The sequence below is a fragment of the Achromobacter sp. ESBL13 genome (assembly GCF_036668755.1).
Lineage (GTDB): Bacteria > Pseudomonadota > Gammaproteobacteria > Burkholderiales > Burkholderiaceae_B > Achromobacter.
In genome coordinates, this window is sequence record NZ_JAZEVT010000004.1 from 234,132 (window position 1) to 248,056 (window position 13,925).

General features: G+C 65.6%; 12 protein-coding genes. 3 read left to right on the top strand and 9 right to left on the bottom strand.

The genetic code is table 11. The features are described 5' to 3' along the window. Positions 1 to 281 precede the first annotated feature (281 nt). Positions 282 to 2,729 (top strand): TonB-dependent siderophore receptor, encoded by a 2,448-nt coding sequence (locus tag V6F88_RS17855; RefSeq protein ID WP_332611131.1) that lies wholly within the window; start codon positions 282 to 284, stop codon positions 2,727 to 2,729. A gap of 170 nt (positions 2,730 to 2,899) precedes the next feature. Continuing rightward, entirely contained in the window at positions 2,900 to 4,462 is a 1,563-nt protein-coding gene (pdxR, locus tag V6F88_RS17860) for a MocR-like pyridoxine biosynthesis transcription factor PdxR (protein ID WP_332611132.1), read from the top strand. Positions 4,463 to 4,524: 62 nt separating this feature from the next. Here the strand turns inward: pdxR and V6F88_RS17865 are convergent, their stop codons facing one another. The 4 genes from V6F88_RS17865 to V6F88_RS17880 all read right to left on the bottom strand — a co-directional run bounded on the left by V6F88_RS17865 (position 4,525) and on the right by V6F88_RS17880 (position 8,154). Further along, positions 4,525 to 5,733 (bottom strand): benzoate/H(+) symporter BenE family transporter, encoded by a 1,209-nt coding sequence (locus tag V6F88_RS17865; RefSeq protein ID WP_332611133.1) that lies wholly within the window; start codon positions 5,731 to 5,733, stop codon positions 4,525 to 4,527. 128 nt (positions 5,734 to 5,861) lie between these two features. Continuing rightward, positions 5,862 to 6,506, bottom strand: a complete 645-nt coding sequence (locus V6F88_RS17870) for a hypothetical protein (protein ID WP_332611134.1) — start codon at positions 6,504 to 6,506, stop codon at positions 5,862 to 5,864. A gap of 146 nt (positions 6,507 to 6,652) precedes the next feature. After that, positions 6,653 to 7,621: a Bug family tripartite tricarboxylate transporter substrate binding protein gene (locus tag V6F88_RS17875; protein ID WP_332611135.1), complete on the bottom strand. Its 969-nt coding sequence runs from the start codon at positions 7,619 to 7,621 to the stop codon at positions 6,653 to 6,655. Continuing rightward, on the bottom strand, positions 7,618 to 8,154 hold the full coding sequence (locus V6F88_RS17880; RefSeq protein ID WP_332611136.1) for a GAF domain-containing protein: 537 nt from the start codon (positions 8,152 to 8,154) through the stop codon (positions 7,618 to 7,620). The genes V6F88_RS17875 and V6F88_RS17880 overlap by 4 nt, the downstream gene beginning before the upstream one ends. 94 nt (positions 8,155 to 8,248) lie before the next feature. Between V6F88_RS17880 and V6F88_RS17885 the strand changes: the two genes are divergently transcribed. Next, entirely contained in the window at positions 8,249 to 9,214 is a 966-nt protein-coding gene (locus V6F88_RS17885; protein ID WP_332611137.1) for a LysR substrate-binding domain-containing protein, read from the top strand. Here V6F88_RS17885 and V6F88_RS17890 read toward each other — a convergent pair. The 5 genes from V6F88_RS17890 to V6F88_RS17910 form a co-directional block, all read right to left on the bottom strand. Beyond that, a complete protein-coding gene (locus tag V6F88_RS17890; protein WP_332611138.1) occupies positions 9,207 to 10,397 on the bottom strand; it encodes a M24 family metallopeptidase in 1,191 nt (396 codons plus the stop codon). The two genes, V6F88_RS17885 and V6F88_RS17890, sit on opposite strands and share 8 nt — an antisense overlap. 24 nt (positions 10,398 to 10,421) lie before the next feature. After that, entirely contained in the window at positions 10,422 to 11,405 is a 984-nt protein-coding gene (locus V6F88_RS17895) for a Bug family tripartite tricarboxylate transporter substrate binding protein (protein ID WP_332611139.1), read from the bottom strand. Between the two features lie 181 nt (positions 11,406 to 11,586). After that, positions 11,587 to 12,240, bottom strand: a complete 654-nt coding sequence (locus tag V6F88_RS17900) for a LysE family translocator (RefSeq protein WP_332611141.1) — start codon at positions 12,238 to 12,240, stop codon at positions 11,587 to 11,589. Between the two features lie 63 nt (positions 12,241 to 12,303). Continuing rightward, positions 12,304 to 13,197: a ZIP family metal transporter gene (locus V6F88_RS17905; protein WP_442880334.1), complete on the bottom strand. Its 894-nt coding sequence runs from the start codon at positions 13,195 to 13,197 to the stop codon at positions 12,304 to 12,306. Positions 13,198 to 13,248: 51 nt separating this feature from the next. Beyond that, positions 13,249 to 13,770 carry a ferritin-like domain-containing protein gene (locus V6F88_RS17910; RefSeq protein ID WP_332611142.1) on the bottom strand — a complete coding sequence of 174 codons (522 nt, stop codon included), beginning with the start codon at positions 13,768 to 13,770 and terminating at the stop codon, positions 13,249 to 13,251. Between the last annotated feature and the right edge of the window lie 155 nt (positions 13,771 to 13,925).

A 13,925-nucleotide genomic window follows, 5' to 3' on the forward strand; every position in this document is an offset into this window, starting at 1 on the left:
CGACTTCGTGGCGCAGCTGGACCGCTACCGCCCCGGCCACTTGCGCTGCGACGATGCGGTGGCGCAGCTGCGCGTGTCAGGGGCCTTTCCCATTGACGACACCGACCGCGCGCTGGCCGCCGTGGAACGCGCATTGCCCGTGCGCATATCCCGTTTCACGCGCTACTACACCCGGATCAGCGCCCGGGGCTGAGATTATTTTCGTTGGGCATTGTCCTTTTTCCGCGCTCGTCCGACTTAGCAGGGATTACGTCGGATTTGATTCACGGAAACTTCATCCCATGCCTTCCCTACTGACCAAACCTTGCCACCCCGGTGCCTTGGCGCCTGTTGCCTGCGCCGTCTTCACCGCGTTGATGACGCTGGCGTTTGCCCCGCCCGCCTGGGCGCAAGCCGCCGACACGGCCGCCAGCACGCGTCGCTACGACGTGCCTGCCGGACCGCTGGGCCTGTCCCTGAGCCGCTACGCCGCCCAGGCCGGCGTGGTGCTGTCCTTTGACGCGTCGCTGACGCAAGGCAAGCAAAGCGCCGGCCTGCAAGGGGAATACGGCATCGCCTCGGGGTTGGCCGCGATGCTGGCGGGCACGGGGCTGGAAGCGGTCAGCCAGGGCGGCAACAACTACGGGGTGCGCCGTGCGGCGGCGCAGACGCTGGCGCCCGTCGAGGTCCTGGGCTCGCGTGAACCAGGCCCCAGCGAAGGCACCGACTCGTACACCGTGGGCGTGTCCACCACCGCCACCAAGCTGCCGATGACGTTGCGCGAAACGCCGCAGTCGGTCTCGGTGATGACGCGCCAACGCTTGTCGGACCAGGGCTTGAATACGCTGGAAGACGCCATCGCCAACACGCCCGGACTGACCTTCAAGAAGAAGGGCTCGGCCGATGACAACGAAAAGGGCCTGTACGCACGTGGGCTGGAAGTCACCAACATGCAGGTGGACGGCGTGCCCACGCACAAGGACTTCAATGCGCTGGGGCTGGACACCGCGCTGTACGACCGCATTGAAGTGGTGCGCGGGTCCACGGGTTTGTTGAACGGCGCGGGCAACCCGGCGGCGTCCATCAACCTGGTGCGCAAGCGTCCCACGTCGGAATTCCAGGCCAGCGTGGGCGCGGCCGTGGGGTCGTGGGACTACAAGCGCACGGAATTCGACCTGGGCAGCCCGCTGGACGAAGCCGGCAAGCTGCGTGGCCGCGTCGTGGGCGCGTGGCAAGAGGGCGGCTCGTTCATCGACCGCGTCAAGCAGGATTCGCAGCTGCTGTACGGCGTGATCGAAGCCGATCTTGGCGAACGCACCATGCTGACCTTGGGCGGGGAATATCAGCGCAAGCACTGCACGGCATGCTCGTACTTCGGCTTTCCGGCGGCCTACGCGGACGGCACCAAGACGGATTTCCGCCAGAGCTTCAACTCGGCCACCGACTGGAGCCGCCAGACGCGTACCCGCTACAACGTGTTCGCCACGCTGGACCACGAATTTGCGCCGCTGTGGAAGGGCTCGGTGACCGTGTCGCACACGGGCGACGACAACGACCGCACATATGGCTGGTTCAGCAGCAATGGTTGGGCAGACCCGAACACGGGCAAAGGCGCGTCCCTGTGGGTCGCCAAATGGCCCATTCCCAAAACCCAGAACGCCGTGGACGCCAGCCTGACCGGCGCCTTCAACGCGTTCGGCCGCCAGCACGACGTGGTGATCGGCGCCAGCGCCTCGCACACCAATGGCGACTACGACATGTACCCGCTGTGGACCGCGCCGGGCTACGACGCCAAGATCCCGGACATACGCGGCTGGTCCGGCAACATGCCGGAGCCGGACTGGCAGACCACGGGCAAGCGCGATTACACCGAAAAGCAGTCGTCGATCTACGGCGCGCTGCGCCTGCGGCCGACGGATGCCTTGTCCGTGGTGCTGGGATCGCGCGTGACGTGGTGGGACCAGCAGGCGTCCTACAACTACAACGACGGCACCTCGTATCCCGACAATATGCGCGAGCAGGGCGTCTACACGCCTTACGCCGGGCTGGTCTACGACCTGACACCGACCCTGTCCGCGTACGCCAGCTACACCAGCATCTTTCAACCGCAGCAGGCGCAGAATGTGTCCGGCGGCGTGCTGGAACCCATCAAGGGCAATACCTATGAAGTCGGCCTGAAGTCGACGTGGCTGGATGGCCGGCTGAACGGTTCGGTGGCGTTGTTCCGCACGCGGCAGGACAACTACGCCATGGTGGACGGCGACAAGCTGGCGCCCAATGGCGACAGCGCCTATGTGGCGGCCGATGGCGCGGTGATGCGCGGCGTGGAAGCCGAGCTCAGCGGTGAGCTGACCCCGGGCTGGCAGGTGCAGTTGTCGTATGCCTACGTGGACCGCCGCCTGCCGCAAGGTTTCATCACACAGGTCGGGCTGCCGCGCCACATCGCCAAGCTTTACACCACGTATCGCCTGCCGGGCGACCTGAGCGCGCTGACCGTGGGCGGCGGCCTGCGTTGGGAAAGCGGCAGCGACTATTCCAGCCGTGGCCCCGGCGGCCAGCAGTTTGAATCGTCGCAAAGCGGCTATGCGCTGGTTGACCTGATGGCGCGCTACCAGGTCAACCGCCAATGGTCGGCAACCTTGAACCTGAACAACGTCTTTGACAAGAAGTACTACGCCAGCACCAACGTCTACAGCAACTACTACGGCGCGCCGTTCAGCGCGATGCTGGGCGTGAATTACCGGTATTGATGCCGATCCGTTAAATTACGGCGTCCACGCGCCACGGCTCGCCTCGCGCGAGCCGTGGCCGGTCCACCGCAAGGACTGATCATGACCCGGCAAGACCCTGAAAAATCGCCGCGGCGGCTGCGGCAATTGCGGCAGTTGCGGCAGTTGCATCGGCATCTGCATCCTGCCGCATGGTGAAAACCTTCGAACTCGACACGCTGAAAATGCGGATGGGCGACGCGCAGTTGGCGCGCCTGGATCTGCACCAGCGCATCCAGCGCGCGCTACGCGCGCTGATCCTGGACGGTGCGCTGGGCGCGGGCGTGAAGCTGCCCGCCACGCGCGGGCTGGCCTTGTCGCTGGGCGTGGCGCGAGACACCGTGGAAAACGCCTACGTGCAGCTGCATCGTGACGGCTATATCGTGCGGCGCGAAGGGTCGGGCAGCTATGTGTCCGATACCGTGGGCGCCGTCCTGCGCGGAGCGGGCGCGCGCGTCCGGTCGCGGCGTGGCGTCAGGGCGGGGCAGGGAGTAAGGGCGATTCAGGCGGTAAGGGCCGGGCAAGGCGGCAATGCGGCGCCGCTCAAGGCAAGCCCCGGCCTCAGCCGGCGCGGCACGACGATCTTCGACAGCGGCGGCGTGACCGATCAGCAAGCGGTCAAGGCGTTCGCCACCGGGCTGCCCGAAACGCGCACCTTTCCCGTCGATGTCTGGCAGCGCCTGCAACGCCAGGTGCTCAAAGCGCATCGCGACAGTGTGCTGCTGCATGGCGACCCGCAAGGAGCCGAGCCGCTGCGCCGCGCGATTGCGGCCTACCTGAACCTGGAGCGCGGCGCCCGGGTGTCGGCGGACCAGATCCTGGTCTTGTCCAGCACGCGGCAGGCGCTGTCCCTGTGCGCGCAGTTGCTGGTGGATGCCGATGGCCCGCTCCTGATGGAGAACCCGGGCTACTTCGGCGCGCGCAAGGCGTTTGAAGCCGCGCAGGCCCGTATCGTGCCGATCGATGTGGACGCGGACGGCATCCGCATGGACCTGCTGCGGCAGGACCCCAGCGGCGCCAGCTGCGTCTATGTGACGCCGTCGCATCAATACCCCACGGGCGCCATCCTGTCGCTGGAGCGGCGCCTGATGCTGACGCGCTGGGCGCATGAGAACCGGCGCTGGATCATCGAAGACGATTACGACAGCGAATTCCATTACGACGGCCCGCCTACCGCGTGCGTGCAGGGCGTGGACCAGTTTGATCGGACCTTGTATCTGGGCACCTTCAGCAAGACGCTGTTCCCCGGCTTGAGAATGGGCTACATGGCTTTGCCGCTTGAGCTGGTCGACGCCTTTGCCCGCGCCCGCAGCATCATGGACGGGCACACGCCGCAGGTGCTGCAACTGACGCTGGCGCGCTTCATGGAAGATGGCCACTACAACGCCCACGTGCGGGCGATGCGCAAGCTGTACGCGTCGCGTCGGGCCTGCATGCTGGATGCAATCGGGCGGCATCTGGCGGACATCGTCACCGCCATCCGGCCACCGGGTGGTTTGCAGGTGCCTTGCCTGCTGCAACCGGGATGGTCCGAATCACAGACCATCCGGCAAGCGGCCGAAGCCGGTATCGTGCTGCCGGGCATCAGCCGCCTGTACGCGGGGGCGGATCGCCTGGAAGGGTGGCTGCTGGGCTACGCGTCCTTGGCCGAACACGAGATCGAAGCCGCCATGCTGCGGCTGCGCCACGTATTGGCGCGCACCCCACTGCGGTAGCGCCTGGGGCATGCATTGCGGTGGTCGAACCCGTGACGCGCGTGCTGCCGCCGCCGTCCCCCCTACGGTCTGGCAGCACCGCCGATCAGCGTGCGATGGCCGCCGTGGATCAGCAAATGCGCCGTCAACCCGGCGACCAGCCCCCAGAACGCGCCGCCCACGCCCAGCAGCGTGACATTCGCGGCGGTGGCCAGGAAGGTGATCAGCGCGGTTTCGCGGGTGCGGGCGTCGGCCATCGCGTTGGCCAGGCTGCCGCCGATGGCGCCCAGCAGCGCCAGCCCGGCCAGCGTGGTGATGAAGGCCTTGGGCAGCACCATGAACAGCGAGGCCAGCGTCACGCCGAAGGTGCCCACCAAAACGTAGAACAGTCCACACGCCAGGCCGGCCAGGTAGCGCTTGCGCGGGTCGGGATGCGCGTCCGGGCCGGTGCAGATGGCCGCCGTGATCGCCGCGACGTTGAACGCGTGCGCGCCAAACGGGGCCATCAGCAACGAGCCCAAACCCGTCGTGACCAGAATCGGGTTGGCGCTGGTCTTGAAGCCGTCGTTGCGCAGCACCAGCATGCCCGGCATGTACTGGCCGGTCAGTGTGATGATGAACAGGGGCAGCGCCACGCCCAGCAAGGCGTTCAGCGAAAACCGCGGCATTTCGAATACCGGTGTGGCCAGGCTCAGGTGTACAACAGAAAAATCAATGCGGCCCTGCGCGATCAGCATCGCCAGGCCGATGACCAGGATGCCGACCACGGCAAAGCGCGACGTGAATCGCTTGAGCAGCGCGTACGACACCACCAGGACGATGACCAGCAGCGGGTCGACGCTGGCGCCGCCAAAGGCATTGACGCCGAATTGAAGCAGGATGCCTGCCAGCAGGCCCGCCGCGATGCCGCCCGGTATCAGACGCACCAGCTTCTCAAAGGCGCCCGACATGCCCAGCACCACGAAGCCCAGCGCTGAAATGACATACGCGCCGATCACTTCGCCATACGGGGTGAATGGCATCACCGTGGCCAGGAACGCGACGCCGGGCGTGGACCACGCGGTGATGATGGGCGCCTTGTAGCGAAAGCTGAGCATTGCCCCCGTGATGCCCACGCCCACGGACACCGCCCAGACCCACGACGCGGTCTGCGCCGGTGTCAGCCCGGCCAGCTCGGCCGCCTGGAACACCAGCACAAAGGTGCCGCCGTAATTGACCAGCACCGAGATCAGCGCCGCAACGGTCGGGGAAAAGAAGTCGGCGGCGCGTAGCCTGACCGGCGATGGATTCATGACAGCACTCCACACTTTCAAGAAATGCGGCCGGCATCTTGACGATGGCCGGCCGGCACGGAAAGCAAAAGTGTAGGGCTGTGGCGGCCTGTTCAGTCAGGCCACATTCCTGAATTCAACCAGACCACTTATTGGCAACGCTGCGTGGGCAGACCGTAGCCCACGGTGATGGCGGTGACGGGCACGTCCTTGAAGGCGGCCTGGGCCGCGTCGTCAAAGCGCGTTTCGCAATTGAACTTGGTGTCCATCACGTAGTCCTCGCCGGCCGCCTTCTTGATCTGGGCTTCCCAGGCATCGGCGGCGTCCAGTGCCTTGCCGCTGACCAACACCAATTCCATCAGCACTTCCACGGCGCCCGACGATCGCGGCGCCGTCCACAGCGCGTAGACGGACGGGTCCGCCGCGTTGCCGCACTGCGAGAGGCAATCCGCGGTGTAGCGCAGGCCCCGGCCGAACATGCCCGGGGTGATGGGCTGGCCGGCCTTGGGCGCGTCTTCGCCGATGAAGCTCTTCAAGTCGGCCTCGCAGCCCGGGGCCAGCTCCAGGCGCAGCGCCGTCACCTTGCCGTTGCCGATGGTGGCCCTGACCTGACACTGTTGCACCACGAAGACGTGGTCATTGCCGAAGGATTCCCGAGGCACGCCGGCAACCGATTCAAGATAACGCTGGTTCGCGCCCAACATGGCGCCGTTGAACACTTCCTTTACGGTCGCCGCCTGTGCGGCGTTTGCGCCGACCAGCAGGATACCCAGGGCCAAGGCTTTGAACTTCATTCGAATGACACTCCGTGGTTGGTGGCATCGCGAGCCCGTGGCGGGCTCGCAAAAAGTCGGATGCACGCGCATCCTGCCACAAACCCGCGTGTTTCGTGTGAGGAAAAAAGGGCGGGGCGGGCGGGCCGACGGGGCCCGCCCGGGCGTCAATTGGGCTTTAACGAGATGTCCCGGGCCACCTGCCCCAGCAGGTCGTAGTCCTTGCGTGCGCGTGCCAGTGCTTCGCCCGGCGTATTGCCGACGACGACCCACCCCAGTTCCTGCAACTTGCGCTGCATGTCGGGTTCTTTCAGGCTGGCGGCGACCGCGTCGTGAAGCTTGTCGACGATGGCGGGGGGCGTGCCCTTGGGCGCCGCCAGCCCGAACCAGCCGGCCGGCACCAAGCCTGTCACGCCGACTTCCTTGGCGGTCGGCACCTGGGGGTAGCCGCTGAAACGATAGTCGCTGGTGACGAACAGCGCGGTCGTTTTGCCGGCGGTGACGTACGGGATCTGGGACGCCGCGTTGTCCATCATGGAATCCACGTGCCCGCCCAGGATGTCATTGACGGCGGGTGCCGCGCCCTTGTAGCCGATGATGCTCAGGTTCAGCCCCGCCAGCTTGGCGAAGGCTGCCTGCGTCAGATGCGCCTGCGTGCCCAGGCCCGCATTGGCCGACGTCAGGCCGCCCGGCTTGGAACCATCCAGCGCCTTGAAGGCCGCATAGGTCTGCGCCGGAAAGGTCTTGTTGACGACGAAGACGAACGGCACTTCGACGGCGATTGAAATGTGCGCCAGGTCGTCCAGCGTGCTGTAGCGCAGCTTGTAGATGTGCGGGTTGACCGAAATGGTCCCGCTGGCGCTGAGCAGCAGCGTATAGCCGTCGGGGGCGGCACGCACGACATGTTCGGTGGCGATGGAACCGCCCGCGCCCGGCTTGCTGTCCACGATGACGGGCTGGCCCAGGCGCTTGGACATCGACTCGGCCAGCAGCCGGGTCATCGTGTCGGACGCGGACCCGGGCGCATAGGGATAGACGATGGTGATGGCCTTGGCCGGATAAGCGTCGGCGGAGGCGGCTTGCGCCATGCTGCAAGGCAGCAGCAGCGCGGCAAGGTAAGTGCACAGGCGTTTCATGGTTGTTCCCCTTGGTGTCGTACTGTTTGAATAATGTTCTGGACCACCGGAATGGCAAGCGCGCCATACCAGTCAAGCTCCGCCAGCATGTCGGCGCGGTACCAGCCTGCCTGATGCAGAAGGTTGAGCGAGGCAATGGTCTGGCCGTCCCAGCGCACGGGCACGTTGACCGCGCTTTCGCAGCCCAGTGAGCGGATCAGTTCATGATCCGGAAACGCCGCTTCGCAGGCGGCGCGGTCCGCGCATATCCTGGCTTTGCCGTCTTGCACGACGCGGGCAAAAAAATCGCTGTCTTCGCGTATCGGCTTGGCGCCGCCGGGCGGGTAGGCGTCCGGCAGGCTGGAGAAATAGCGGCGGCTCAAGCCCGCCTGCCGGTCAAGGACCAGGACGGTGAACAAGCGGTAGCCGATGCGTTCCGCCAAGGCGGCGGCCAGCCCTTGCAGCCCGGCGTGCGGCTGCGGACCGCCGGCCAGCGCGCGCGCCATTGCACTTAGCGCATCCGCTTGCGGCGGCAGGTTTGTTGAACTTGTCACGGCCTGGTTTCCATCGGTGGTGGAAAGCCATTTTGGCCGCCAAAGGCCATGTAGAGCTAATGAATAAAGCTGAGATATCCATTACCATTTCCGCATGGAAAACGCCTCGACCGATCTTGCCTGGACTCGCCGCCTGAAGCTTCGACACCTACAGGTGCTGACGGCATTGGAAAGCGCGGGCAGCGTCACCGCGGCCGCCAAGGCCATGCACATGACGCAGCCCGCGCTGTCGCACTGGCTCAGCGATATGGAAGAGCTGGTCGGCACGGCGCTTTTCGTGCGGGGCCGCAAGCTGGAATTGACCGAAGCCGGGCGCGCGCTATGGCGCTATGCATGTCGCGTGCTGGGAGACACGGCGCGCACGGGCGAAGAAATCGAGGCGGTGAAGGGCGGCGTGGCGGGGCATCTGCATATCGGCACGATCCTGTCCGCCGCGCCCGTGTTGCTGCCGCGCGCCATCGCGGCGCTGCACCAGCGTTCTCCCAAGGTGCAGATCGAACTGGTGGAGGGCTTGCTGGAACCCTTGATAGAGCGGGTTGAACGCCGCGAAATCGATTTGATCATCGGCCCGCTGGACGTGCGCGCCAGCCGCTCGGGCCTGTGCACGGAATGGCTGATGACGGACTCCTTCAGCGTGGTGGCGCGACGCGGCCATCCGCTGGCTGAAATGGACGCGCCACGGTGGGAAGATACCGGCGCGTACCCGTGGATCCTGCCGCCACCCGGCACCTTGTCGCGGATGCGGCTGGACCAGGCGGTGGCAGACGCCGGCATGCCGCCGCCCAGGCCCGCCGTCGAGACCAGTTCGCTGGTGGCGCTGCTGTCCATGCTGCAAGACCGCGACTACATCGCCACCTTGGCAAGCTCGGTGGCGCACATGTATGAACAGCTGAACCTGATCCGCATCATCCGCGTGCCGTCACGACTGGAGTTCGGCCCCATCGGCATGCTGTGGGCGGCGGATTCCCCCAGCATTGTGCTGCCGGCCTTGCGCGATACCTTGCGCGAAGAAGCCGGCAGCCTTGCCGAAACGGGGAACGGCGGCGCAAGCGCTACTTGACGGTGGCGTACTCCAGCGTCTTGGGCGTATGCGTCAAGACGCGTGGGGTGTCGCCCACGACCACCGTGTCATCCAGCCGGAAGCCGCCGATGCCATAGGCGTAGATGCCCGGTTCGGCGGAGTACACCTCGTTGTCCAGCAGCGGGCGCTGGCAAAATGCCATGTCTTCGGGATACTCGTGGTGGATGATGCCCACGGCATGCCCGGTGCGATGGCGGATGAAGTCGGCGTAGCCGGCTTTTTCGATTTCGGCTTGCGCGGCGGCGTCGATCATGCAAACCGGGTTGCCGGTCCTGGCGGCGTCGATGGCCGCCTCGTTGGCCGCCTTGGCCGCCGACCACAACCGGGTCTGTTCGGCGGAAGGCGTACCGCAGAACCAGGTCCGTTCGTTCTCGATGGTCAGCCCATTCAGGCGCGGGATGACGATGTTGACCAGCACGTCGCCTTCCTTGATGCGCGCGCCGCAGGACGCGCCGTCGCCATGCGGGGACGCGGACGCCGGGCCGCTCAACGTCCAGCAGCGAATCACCTCGAAATGTTCGCCGGGAAAGCGTTCGGCCGCTTCCTGCACGAACAGCGACGCCATCGCGAAGTCCAGCTCTTGAACCAGGCGGCCGGGGCGAATGTTCTCGCGGTAACGGTCCTGAATCCAGTCCGAGATGGACGCGGCCGCCGCCATGACGGCCAGTTCTTCTTCGTGCTTTTGCCAGCGCAACGACCGGCACTCCGGCGTGGCGGGGCGCAGCACAATTTCGGGCAGCAGCCGCCCGACCGCCGCCAGCACCGGGCTGCCGCCCTCCACGGCGATGCGTGAACGCGCCAGGCCGGCCGATTTCAGACGCGCCGCCAGCACCTCGGGCAGCTGCGTGATCAGCGGCAGCCGGTTGGTCACGCGCGGGTGCTCGGCGTAGTAAGTGATATCGGTGATCCAGACCTTGCCCTGGTCCTGCGAAAACCGCATGTGATGCGTGGACAGCTCGTTCATCACCAAAAACGGTGTGCCGTTACGGGGCACGACGGCAAAGATCGGCCGTTCCCAGGGCAGGACGTCGGTGTGGAAGTTGGTGGCGAACTGAAAAAAATCCGCTGACGTGAAGACGATGGCGTCAACCGCCAGGTCGTCCATCATCGCGGTCATCTTGTCCAGCCGGTATTGCCAGACAGCCTTGGTGAGTTTGGGCATGGTGTATTTCCTTGTGGTAAAGCGCTATTCGTTGCCAAGGCCAAGCTGGCGGATCAGCGGCCCCCAGGTTGCGCTATCGCGCCGCGTCCATTCGGCCACCGTCTGCGGGGCCGACGGTAGCGGTTCCAGCTGCAATTCCAGCAGGCGAGCCTTGACAGCCGGGTCGTCGAAGAAGCGCCGCGTTTCCGCGTTAAGCCGTGCGATCGCCGTGGCCGGCGTGCCCTTGGGCGCGACCAGGGCATACCAGCCAGGCAGGGGGAAATCCGCCACGCCAAGTTCTTCCAGCGTCGGCACATCGGGCACGCTGGTCGCGCGCTTGCTGCCCACGACGGCCAGCGGCACGACCTTGCCGGCGTTGGCTTGCACGGCGGCGGTGTTCAGCACATCGGCCATCAATTCGGTCTGGCCCGCCATCACGCTGGTCAGGCCCGCCGCCGCGCCGTTGTACGGCACATGGGTCAGCGGCATGTTCAGGCGCTTGGACAGCATCTCGACGACCAGATGCGTCGAGTTGCCTTTGCCCGCCGACGCAAAATTCAGGGATTGCGGCTGCGCCTGTGCCATCTTGACCAGATCGTCCAGCGCGCGCGCGCCCGTCTGTTTGCTGGTCACCAACAGGAATGGCGTGTTGACCAGCAGGCTGATGCCGTCAAAGTCGCGCTCCGGCTGATACGGCATGTCCTTGTACATGTGCGGATTGAACGCCAGGTACGAGATGCCGCTGACCAGCACGGTGTAGCCGTCGGCGGGTTGCTTGGCGACATAGCTGGATGCCAGGATGCCATTGGCGCCCGGCCGGTTTTCAACGACCACGGGCGTCTTGAGCTGGCGGGAAACATAATCAGCCCACAGCCTGCCGATAACGTCCGTGCCGCCACCCGCCGCTTGCGGCACGACAAGCTTGATGGGTTTTTCCGGATACTCCGCCGCGACGGCGGTCGCGCCCGCAAGCGTCAGGCATGCAAGCGCGGAGGCGCGCCAGGCGCGCGCCAGCAATTTTTCCAACATGTGATTTCCCTTTGCATCATCGATAACCAGCGCCAGACGGCGCCCTGTAATTCGTTGACGATTATGGGCAGGGAAGACATTAGCGCCCAATGAATAAATCTGAGGACGCCATAAGCGTTACTGCATGGGCTGGGCACGCCGGGCGGGCCGGCGCGGGGCCAAGCCGGCCCGCGTCGCGCGGTTACTTCTTAGGGTGGTTGCCTGCCAGCGCGGCCGTAACGCCCAGCGCAATCAGCATCGCGCCGCCGACGTAACGTTCAAATTGCAGGTAGCCCCGGCTGCGGCGCAGCCAGCGGCCGGCGGCACTGGCCGCCAGCGCATAGCAGCCGTCGCTGATCAGGCCCAGCAACACGAACACCAGCCCCAGAAACACCACCTGCGAGGCGACATGCCCACGGCTGACGTCCACGAACTGCGGCAGGAAGGCCAGGAAGAACAAGGCCGTCTTCGGGTTAAGCAGGTTGACGATGAAGCCGTCGCGAAACAGGCGGCCGTAGCGGCGCGCCGTGGGCAGAGCATCCATGGTGGCCGGGACGGGGCGCGTGCGGATTTTCTTCAGACCCAACCAGATCAGGTACGCGGCGCCCGCGTACTTGACGATGCCGAAGGCCAGCGCCGACGACGCCAGCAGCGCCGACAGGCCAAGCGCCGCGGCCAGTACGTGCACCAGCGTGGCCGTGTGGATGCCCAGGTCGGACACCAGCCCGGCCTTGCGGCCTTGCTCGATCGACTGCGTGATGATGTAAAGCACCGCGGGCCCGGGGATGGCCAGCAGGATCAGGGCGGCACTGACGAACAGCATCAAATCGGCGGTACGGGGAATCACGAATTCCATGGCCGGGGCTCCGAAAGAGAAGGTCGGGGGAGGATGACAGTAAGGGTGGATTACTTTACCGCGTTAGCCCAACGCCGTATCCAGCAACGTCATCAGCACAAAGCCCAGCATCAACCCGCCCGTGGCCCAGGCTTCGTGGCCCTTGCGATGGGATTCCGGGATGATCTCGTGGCTGATGACAAACAGCATTGCACCGGCCGCGAAGCCCAGGCCCCACGGCAGCAGCTGCGCCGATCCGCCGACCAGCGCCGCGCCCAGCACGGCGCCCACCGGTTCCACCAGGCCGGATGCCGCACCCAGCGCGGCCGAAAACGCGCGCGAATAGCCGGCCGCCCGCAGCGCGATGGCAATGACCAGGCCTTCGGGCACGTCCTGGATGGCGATGCCAAGTGCCAGGGCGCTGGCGCGCATGGCGTCGTTGCCGGCGTAGCCCACGCCAATCGCCAACCCTTCCGGCAGGTTGTGCAGGGTGATAGCGAAGGCGAACAGCCAGGCGCGGCGCATGGCGCGGGCGTCCTTGCCTTCCTTGCCCTTGATGAAATGTTCGTGCGGGATGCGCTGGTCCATCAGCATCAGCGCGCCCGCGCCCAGCAAAATCGCGGCGCCCACCGTCAGGCCGGCGGCCCATCGACCCAGGCCCAGGTCGGCCGCCGCGTCCAGCGCGGGCATCACCAGCGAAAAGGCGCTGGCGGCCAGCATGATGCCCGCCCCGAACCCCAGCAAGGTGTCTTGCGTGCGGTCGGAAAGCGTCTTGCAGAACAAGATGGGCAAGGTGCCCAGCGCGGTGGCGGCGGCGGCGGCCAGGCCGCCCAGCAGGGCATCGCCCACCAGCGGATGGTGGGCATGCAGCAGAATCCAACCCTGGTAAAAGGCGGCAATGCCGGCCACCGCCAGGAACGTCCACATGCAGCGCTTGAACATCGACATACGCGAAGCAGGGCGGGCGTCCATGCTCATGGCAGGGCGGGCGCAACAACAAGGCGGCAGCGCATGGGCGGCGGTCCGGCGTTAGCGCTTGGCGGTGGCGTCGGGTTCGTCGGCCAGCATCAGGAAATGCCGCACCACCGCGCCGGTATTTTTTTCCAACCACTGCGCCATCGCGATCTCTTCCTGCAAGATGCGATCGCATTCAATGGCGGTTTCCGTGTCGCCCACGTAGCGCGCGGCTTCGATGATGTTCTTGTAGGCGGCGATTTCCAGGTTCTCGAAGGCGAAGCTGAACATCGAGCCCTTGATGATTTCATCGGAGGCCAGCACGCCCGAAAACCCCTGAAACGTTGCCATCGCCTTGCCGGCCATGTCTTTCAAGGTGGAGTTGTCTTGTCCGCGCCGTTCCAGGCAACGCTTGACCACGGCTTGCTGGCCGCGCGTTTCTTCGATGTGCTGCGAGATGCGCTGGCTGAGTTCGGGGTAGTTCTTGATGCGCGACAGCATGCTGGACAGCATGGTTTCTGCCTGTTCTTCCATCGCGTGCGCGTCGCGAAGCCAGTCGTTCAAGTGATCGTTGGATGGCCGGGAGGTCGTTTCCATGTCGTTCTCCGAAAAAGGTGCCAGGCAGAGCGTTGCCTGGGGCTGCACCTACAGCAATCACCGTTCCTGCCGATTCCTGTCCCTGCATGAAAAATGCGGCGATGCAGGCACGCAGTTTGCTGTCCCCTGCGGTTTTCGTGGAGGCCGATATGGGC

What these genes read in the sequence shown, in the direction of transcription:
- V6F88_RS17855 (WP_332611131.1), top strand. Translation starts at nt 282, where the DNA reads ATGCCTTCCCTACTGACCAAACCTTGCCACCCCGGTGCCTTGGCGCCT.
- pdxR (WP_332611132.1), top strand. Translation starts at nt 2,900, where the DNA reads ATGGTGAAAACCTTCGAACTCGACACGCTGAAAATGCGGATGGGCGAC.
- V6F88_RS17865 (WP_332611133.1), bottom strand. Translation starts at nt 5,733, where the DNA reads ATGAATCCATCGCCGGTCAGGCTACGCGCCGCCGACTTCTTTTCCCCG.
- V6F88_RS17870 (WP_332611134.1), bottom strand. Translation starts at nt 6,506, where the DNA reads ATGAAGTTCAAAGCCTTGGCCCTGGGTATCCTGCTGGTCGGCGCAAAC.
- V6F88_RS17875 (WP_332611135.1), bottom strand. Translation starts at nt 7,621, where the DNA reads ATGAAACGCCTGTGCACTTACCTTGCCGCGCTGCTGCTGCCTTGCAGC.
- V6F88_RS17885 (WP_332611137.1), top strand. Translation starts at nt 8,249, where the DNA reads ATGGAAAACGCCTCGACCGATCTTGCCTGGACTCGCCGCCTGAAGCTT.
- V6F88_RS17890 (WP_332611138.1), bottom strand. Translation starts at nt 10,397, where the DNA reads ATGCCCAAACTCACCAAGGCTGTCTGGCAATACCGGCTGGACAAGATG.
- V6F88_RS17895 (WP_332611139.1), bottom strand. Translation starts at nt 11,405, where the DNA reads ATGTTGGAAAAATTGCTGGCGCGCGCCTGGCGCGCCTCCGCGCTTGCA.
- V6F88_RS17900 (WP_332611141.1), bottom strand. Translation starts at nt 12,240, where the DNA reads ATGGAATTCGTGATTCCCCGTACCGCCGATTTGATGCTGTTCGTCAGT.
- V6F88_RS17905 (WP_442880334.1), bottom strand. Translation starts at nt 13,197, where the DNA reads ATGAGCATGGACGCCCGCCCTGCTTCGCGTATGTCGATGTTCAAGCGC.
- V6F88_RS17910 (WP_332611142.1), bottom strand. Translation starts at nt 13,770, where the DNA reads ATGGAAACGACCTCCCGGCCATCCAACGATCACTTGAACGACTGGCTT.